Annotated in this window: 7 protein-coding genes; 4 read left to right on the top strand and 3 right to left on the bottom strand. The window is 70.5% G+C overall.

Annotated elements, in window-relative coordinates; genetic code table 11:
• From purL to NQ160_RS15440, 4 genes are all read left to right on the top strand, one after another.
• A partial coding sequence (gene purL, locus NQ160_RS15455) for a phosphoribosylformylglycinamidine synthase subunit PurL (RefSeq protein WP_257516073.1) occupies positions 1-2,220 on the top strand: 2,220 nt, incomplete at its 5' end.
• Positions 2,221-2,232: 12 nt separating this feature from the next.
• On the top strand, positions 2,233-2,367 hold the full coding sequence (locus NQ160_RS15450) for a hypothetical protein (RefSeq protein WP_257516072.1): 135 nt from the start codon (positions 2,233-2,235) through the stop codon (positions 2,365-2,367).
• A gap of 257 nt (positions 2,368-2,624) precedes the next feature.
• Entirely contained in the window at positions 2,625-3,209 is a 585-nt protein-coding gene (locus NQ160_RS15445; protein WP_257516071.1) for a hypothetical protein, read from the top strand.
• Between the two features lie 40 nt (positions 3,210-3,249).
• Positions 3,250-3,978 (top strand): hypothetical protein, encoded by a 729-nt coding sequence (locus NQ160_RS15440; protein WP_257516070.1) that lies wholly within the window; start codon positions 3,250-3,252, stop codon positions 3,976-3,978.
• A gap of 65 nt (positions 3,979-4,043) precedes the next feature.
• Here NQ160_RS15440 and NQ160_RS15435 read toward each other — a convergent pair whose 3' ends face one another.
• The 3 genes from NQ160_RS15435 to NQ160_RS15425 form a co-directional block, all read right to left on the bottom strand.
• Positions 4,044-4,946, bottom strand: coding sequence for a glycine betaine ABC transporter substrate-binding protein (locus NQ160_RS15435; RefSeq protein WP_257516069.1), 903 nt, complete (start codon positions 4,944-4,946; stop codon positions 4,044-4,046).
• 112 nt (positions 4,947-5,058) lie between these two features.
• On the bottom strand, positions 5,059-5,997 hold the full coding sequence (locus NQ160_RS15430) for an ABC transporter permease (RefSeq protein ID WP_257516068.1): 939 nt from the start codon (positions 5,995-5,997) through the stop codon (positions 5,059-5,061).
• Positions 5,994-7,014: quaternary amine ABC transporter ATP-binding protein (locus NQ160_RS15425; protein ID WP_257516067.1), on the bottom strand; the 1,021-nt coding region annotated here is incomplete at its 5' end. The genes NQ160_RS15425 and NQ160_RS15430, both read right to left, overlap by 4 nt.

Here is a 7,014-nt window from a genome sequence, read left to right as displayed (position 1 = left end):
AAGATCCGCGAGATCCTCGGCCGCCGCCCCACGTCGGGCGAGCTGGCGATGTACTCCGTCATGTGGAGCGAGCACTGCTCCTACAAGTCGAGCAAGATCTACCTGCGCCGCTTCGGCGAGAAGGTCTCCGAGGAGATGAAGACCCGCCTCATGGTGGGCATGGGCCAGAACGCCGGCGTCGTCGACGTCGGCGAGGGCTGGGCGGTCACCTTCAAGGTCGAGTCGCACAACCACCCCAGCTACATCGAGCCCTTCCAGGGTGCGGCCACGGGCGTCGGCGGCATCGTCCGCGACATCATCTCGATGGGCGCGCGCCCCGTCGCCGTCATGGACCAGCTGCGCTTCGGCGCCATCGACAACCCCGACACCGCGCGCGTCGTGCACGGCGTGGTCAGCGGCATCTCGTTCTACGGCAACTGCCTGGGCCTTCCCAACATCGGCGGCGAGACGGTCTTCGACGCCGTCTACCAGGGCAACCCCCTCGTCAACGCCCTCGCCGTGGGCGTGCTGCGTCACGAGGACCTCAAGCTCGCCAATGCCTCCGGCCCGGGCAACAAGGTCGTGCTCTTCGGCGCCCGCACCGGCGGCGACGGCATCGGCGGCGCGTCGATCCTGGCATCCGACACCTTCGCCGACGGCGGACCCACCAAGCGCCCCGCGGTGCAGGTCGGCGACCCGTTCGCCGAGAAGGTGCTCATCGAGTGCTGCCTCGAGCTGTACCGCGGCGAGCTCGTCGAGGCGATCCAGGACCTCGGCGCAGCCGGCATCTCGTGCGCGACGAGCGAGCTGGCCGCCAACGGCGGATCCGGCATGCGGGTCGACCTCGAGAACGTGCTGCTGCGCGACCCCTCGCTCACACCCGAGGAGATCCTCATGAGCGAGAGCCAGGAGCGCATGATGGCGATCGTCGCTCCCGAGAAGCTCGACGCGTTCCTCGCCGTCACCGGCAAGTGGGACGTCGAGACGAGCGTGCTGGGCGAGGTCACCGGCGACGGCCGGCTGCAGATCTTCTGGCACGGCGAGGAGATCGTCAACGTCGATCCCTCCACCGTCGCCGTCGACGGCCCGGTGTACGAGCGCCCCGTCGCCTACCCGACCTGGATCGACGCCCTGCGCGACGACTCCGCCTCGGCGCTGCCGCGCACCGACGACCCCGAGACGCTGCGCGAGCAGTTCCTCACGCTCGTCGCGAGCCCCAACCTCGCCGACACCTCATGGGTGACCAACCAGTACGACTACTACGTGCTGGGCAACACCGCGCTGAGCTTCCCCGACGACGCCGGCATGATCCGCGTCGACGAGGAGTCGGGCCTGGGGTTCGCCATCGCCACCGACTGCAACAGCCGGTTCTGCCAGCTCGACCCCTACGAGGGCGCGAAGCTGGCCCTGGCCGAGGCGTACCGCAACGTCGCCGTCACCGGTGCCGTGCCGACCGCGGTCACCGACTGCCTCAACTTCGGCAGCCCCGAGAACCCCGAGGTCATGTGGCAGTTTTCGCAGACCGTCGACGGGCTCTCCGACGCCTGCCTCGAGCTCGGTGTTCCCGTCACCGGCGGCAACGTGTCGTTCTACAACCAGACCGGCGACGCCCCGATCTTCCCGACTCCGGTCGTGGGCGTCCTCGGCATCATCGACGACGTGGCGCGACGCATCCCCAGCGGCTGGCAGGATGCCGGGGAGAACATCTACCTGCTCGGCGTCACCGCCACCGAGCTGAGCGGCTCGCAGTGGGCGGGCACCATCCACGGCCACCTCGGCGGGCGTCCTCCGAAGGTCGACCTCGCGGCCGAGAAGCGTCTGGCGGACCTGCTGCACGCGGCATCCCTGCAGTCGCTCGTCTCCAGCTCCCACGATGTCTCCGGCGGGGGCCTTGCCCAGACGCTCGCCGAGGGCGTCATGCGCTTCGGCGTCGGTGCGCGGGTCTGGCTGCGAGAGATCATGGAGCGCGACGGCGTGGATGCCGCGACAGCGCTGTTCTCGGAGTCCACCGGACGGGTCGTGGTGACCGTCCCGCGCGAGGACGACGTGAAGTTCCGCGGCCTGTGCGACGGACGGGGCTACCCGGTGATGCGCATCGGTGTCACCGATGTGCCCGGCGACGGCGATGCGCCGGCGCTCGAGATCCAGGACGTGTTCACCGTGTCCGCCACCGAGCTGCGCGAGCGGTCGCAGGCCACCCTGCCCGCCGCGTTCGGCGCGACGGTGGCCGAGCCCGTCTGACGAGGAGATGACATGAGCAGCGACGACGAATACGGCTCCTACGGCCAGGGGCGTCAGCGGCGCATGAAGATCGTGGCGTGGGTCGTGATCGCGTCGCTGATCCTCGTCGGCGGCGGGTCGACCGTCATCGCACTGCTGTTCGGCTGAGCCCGGACGCAGCCCAGCGGCCGCCCGGCCCGGTCCTCGCGCCGGGTCGGCGCGTACGATGGCAGGGTGGACACCGTCCTCCTGGTTCTCGAGTCGTGGTGGTGGGTCGCTCCGGCAGCCGCCGGCGCGGGTGCCCTCGGCTACGGCGCCCTGACGACGAACCGGCGCCGCGCCCGCCGGCTGGAGCTCGACGCCGCCCGGCACGAGGAGCTCGCCGCCTACCGCGCACTCCAGGGCTGCGCGCGGCGCAGGCCGACGTGCTCAGCGAGAAGGCGCAGCGCGGCGCGCTGTGGCTTCCCGCCCCGATGTCCGAGGCGAAGCGGATGCTGCAGGAGGCGAAGTACGAGGAGAAGCGGGCCGCGCTGCAGTTGCGGGCCAGCCGCAGCCGGGTGAAGGCGATGCGCGCTCGGTACGCGACCGCGGGCCGCGACGCCCCGCTGCCGATCGAGCAGCTGACCGCTCGACTCGATGCCGTATCGGCCCGGTGGCTGGAGTACGAGACGGATGCCGCGAAGGCGCTCGCGTTCCCGCAGATGCTCGACTCCCGGCATCCGCTGACCCTGGCGTTCCTCAAGGCGCAGCGCGAGGCGCAGTGGCTGCGCCCGGCATCCGGGCGCGAGAAGGTGACTCCGGAGCGCTTCGTGGCGTACCGCGATGCGGTGCATGCGGCCGAGACCACATTCGCCGCGGCGGAGCGCGACGCTCAGCGCGCGGCGCGCGCCGCGCTGCCGGGGGTTCCGGGGGCGCCAGGGGTTCCGGCGTTTCCATCGCGGCCGGGGAGCACGCCGCGGGGCACCTGGCCGGTGCCTTCCCGCACACCCAAGCCGCCGACGGAGTCGTAGGCTCGCCGTCGCCGTGGGCGGCGGGGGCTAGCATGACAGAGTGGACGAGCTGTTCGGCTTTCTCGGGAGCTACTGGTGGTTGGCTTTCCCGCTGGCCGGGGTGTTCGGCGGCGCCGGGCAGGCGTGGCAGCGGGCGAGCAAGCGCCGGCACAAGCGGCGCCTGGAGATCATCCGCGCCAAGAGCGAGTTGAAGGCCGCGCAGGCGGCAGCCCGGGGACGGCCGGTCGCCACGGCATCCATTCCCACGGCGATCACCCGCCCATCGCCGCAGCCGAGCCAGCTCGAGCAGCTGTTCGCGCTGCACGACGGTGTGACGCAGCGCTGGCTCGACTACGAGCTCGATGTGGCGAAGCTGATCGCCTTCCCCGCCATGAGTGACGGACGACAGCCCTTGACGGCTGCCTTCCTGCGGGCGAAGAAGAACGCGGATCACCTGCGGCCGGAGTCGGCGAACGCGAAGGTGTCGCAGGAGCAGGTGGACGAGTACCGCAAGGCGGTCACGGAGTTCGAGGTCGCGTTCGACCTGGCCGAGCGCGAAGCGCGGCGCATGCGGGATTCGTCGTTCAGCGAGGTGGAGCGCAAGCGCCTGGCGACGGCGCAGCAGCTGCTCTCGGTCGCGGTGGACCAGGCGGCGACGCCCTCGGAGCGGCAGCTGGCGTACAAGCGGGTGCGCGAGGAGCTCAACGGCCTGATCGCGCTGTCGGACGAGGCGATCGACGTCCTCGAGACGAAGGTGTCGCTGGAGATCACCTCCGGAACGCCCGAGTGAGTATTCGCGTCGCCGAGTGAGTGATACTCACTCGCGAGCGCGAATACTCACTCGCGAACGGGGACTCAGGAGGTCAGCGAGGCGACCCACTCCTGGTGCGCGGCGATCCACTCGGCCACGACGGCCTCGTAGTCGTCGCTGTCGTTCTCGTTGAACATCGCGTTCTCGAGCGAGTACAGCGTCTCGCTGTCCATCTCGAAGGCGCTCAGCCACTCGAAGACCTCGGGGAAGTCCTCCTCGAACGTCGTCGAGGCGTACGAGTGGATGCCCTCGGCGTCGCCGAGCAGCCCCTTCGGGTCCTCGAGGTCCTTGATCGGGAACGCGTCGTACGCCCAGTGCGGACGCCACAGCGTCACGAGGATGTTCTCGCCGGCACGGGTCGCCGTGTCGAGCTCGGTGAGCATCGCCGGGGTCGACGACGTCACGTGGTCGAAGCCCTCCAGGCCGTAGCCGGGGATGACGGCCGAGTCGGTGACGGTCGCGAGACCCGAGCCCGACTCGATGCCGTAGATCGTGCTGCCGAAGAGGTCCGCGTTGTCGGCGAGCTCCTCGATCGAGTCGATCGGCGCGTCCTCGTTCACCGCGAAGGTGAGCTTGGCGTCCTCGTTCCAGGCGCCGAGGTCGACCATGTCATCGCCGTACTCCTCGATGTAGTCGGCGTGGGTCAGCGGCAGCCAGGTGTCCAGCGTCACGTCGTAGTCGCCGCTGGAGATGCCGTTGTAGACGGCGGCCGGGTCGGCGTACTCGAGCTCGACTTCATAGCCCTGCTCCTCGAGCACGGCCTTCCACAGCTCGGACGCGGCGATGCCCTCGTCCCAGCCGTTGAACACGGCGATGGTGATGGGGCGGTCTGCCGCGGCATCCCCCTCGGCGCCGGCACCCTCGTCGGATCCGGTGCAGCCGGTGAGCGTCAGCGCCGCGGCGGACGTGAGCGCGAGCGCCCCCAGGAACGTGTTTCTCTTGGTCATCGTGACTTCCTCTCCCTTCGCGTGCTGTGCGCGAAGCGGTCGTTGTGGTCGGGCGCGGAATCTCCGCGCCCCCCGCGAGTGATGAGCTCGCAAGATGTGGGGCCCGAAGGCGTCAGGCGGATGCCGCGACCGGCCGTGGCTCGTCCGCGTCGGCACCCCGCGACGCGGCGCGCGCCGCGCGAGAAGCGCCGCGGCCGCGCGAAGCGGCCCGGCCACCGCGACGTGACCCTCGGGCGGCGAGCGCGGAGGTCACGCGGTCGAGGATCATCGCGATGATGACGACCGAGAGTCCGGCTTCGACGCCGAGCGCGATGTCGATCTTCTGCAGGCTCTGCACGACGTCGCCACCGAGGCCACGCGCGCCGACCATGCCGGCGATGACCACCATCGACAGGCTCAGCATGATCACCTGGTTGACGCCGGCCATGATGCTCGGAAGCGCCAGCGGCAGCTGGATCTGGCGCAGGATGCGGCCGGGCGATGCGCCGAAGGCGTGCCCGGCCTCGACCACCTCGCGGTCGACGCCGCGGATGCCGAGCTCGGTCAGCCGCACGCCGGGGGCGAGGGCGAACAGGATGGTCGCGACGATGCCGGGAACGACGCCGACGCGGAACAGCATGAGCGCGGGGATGAGGTACACGAAGGCCGGCATGGTCTGCAGGAAGTCCAGCACCGGGCGGACGATCTTCGAGACGGTGTCGCTGCGGGCGGCCCAGATGCCCAGCGGAATGCCGATCGCGAGCGCGATCACCGAGGCGACGATGACCAGGGCGAGCGACTGCATCGCGTTCTCCCATTGGCCGACACCCACGATGACGAGGAGTCCCACCACGGTGCCGACGGCCAGCCACACACCCTTGGCCCACAGCGCCAGCGCCGCGAGCACGACGATGACCGCCCAGAACGGCGGCGCCTGCAGCACCCACTCGAGCGCGTCGTAGACGGCCAGGAACAGCGAGCGCAGTCCGTCGAAGAGCCACCCGAAGGTGTCGATCAGCCAGCGGGCGAAGGTTTCGGCGATGTCGCCGATCGGAAGACGCACGTCGTTCACGCCGCTCCCCCCTTCGACGAGGCCGCGAGTTCGGCGGCGTCGGCCTCCGCCTGCCCGAGTTCCTCCAGCGAGGCGGCCAGGTCGGCCGGCGGCACCGAGGGCGCGGGCTCGATGATCGGCAGGGCCTGGGTCGTCGCCGGCACGTTGCCGAGCGCGGCGAGCAGCGTCACCCGCGGGATGAGGCCGACCAGGCGACCGGCGGCATCCACCACCGGCACCGGCACCGTCGTCTCGACGGCGCGCTCCACGACGTCGGTCAGCGGGTCGTCGGGCGACACCGTCGGGACGGACGCGTCGATGACGGCGCGCAGGTCGGTCTCGCCCGTCTTGATCGCCCGGATCACCTGACGGTCGCTGACCAGGCCCAGCAGCCTGCGGTTCTCGGTGACGAACACCGAGCCGGCCTGCAGCTCGCGCAGGGACCGGAGCGCGCCGCGCAGGCCGGCGCTGACGGGAGTCGTGGCGTGGGCGGGCTCCATGACGGCGGATGCCGTGAGCACCCTGGCCCGGTCGACGTCCTGCACGAACTGGGCGACATAATCGTTCGCCGGGTCCGTGAGGATCTCTTCGGGCGTGCCGTTCTGCACGATGCGACCGTCACGCATGACGGCGATGCGGTCGCCGAGGAACATGGCCTCGTTGAGGTCATGGGTGATGAAGACGATGGTGCGGCCGAGCTCGCGCTGCAGCTCGACGAGCTGCTCCTGCATCTCGCGGCGGATCAGCGGATCGAGCGCGGAGAACGCCTCGTCCATGAGCAGGATGTCGGTGCCGGCCGTCAGCGCGCGGGCGAGCCCCACCCGCTGACGCATGCCGCCGGAGAGCTCATCGGGCATGGCCTCGGCGCGGTCGCCCAGGCCAACCTTCTCGAGGATCTCCATCGCGCGGCGGCGGCGTTCGGCCTTGCCGACGCCCTGGATCTCGAGCGCATACGCGGCGTTGTCGAGCACCGTGCGGTGCGGCAGCAGCGCGAAGTGCTGGAACACCATCGAGATCGACTGACGACGGATGCCGCGC

The sequence above is a fragment of the Microbacterium sp. zg.Y909 genome, from assembly GCF_024626565.1.
This window is presented reverse-complemented; position numbering and strand designations above follow the sequence as displayed.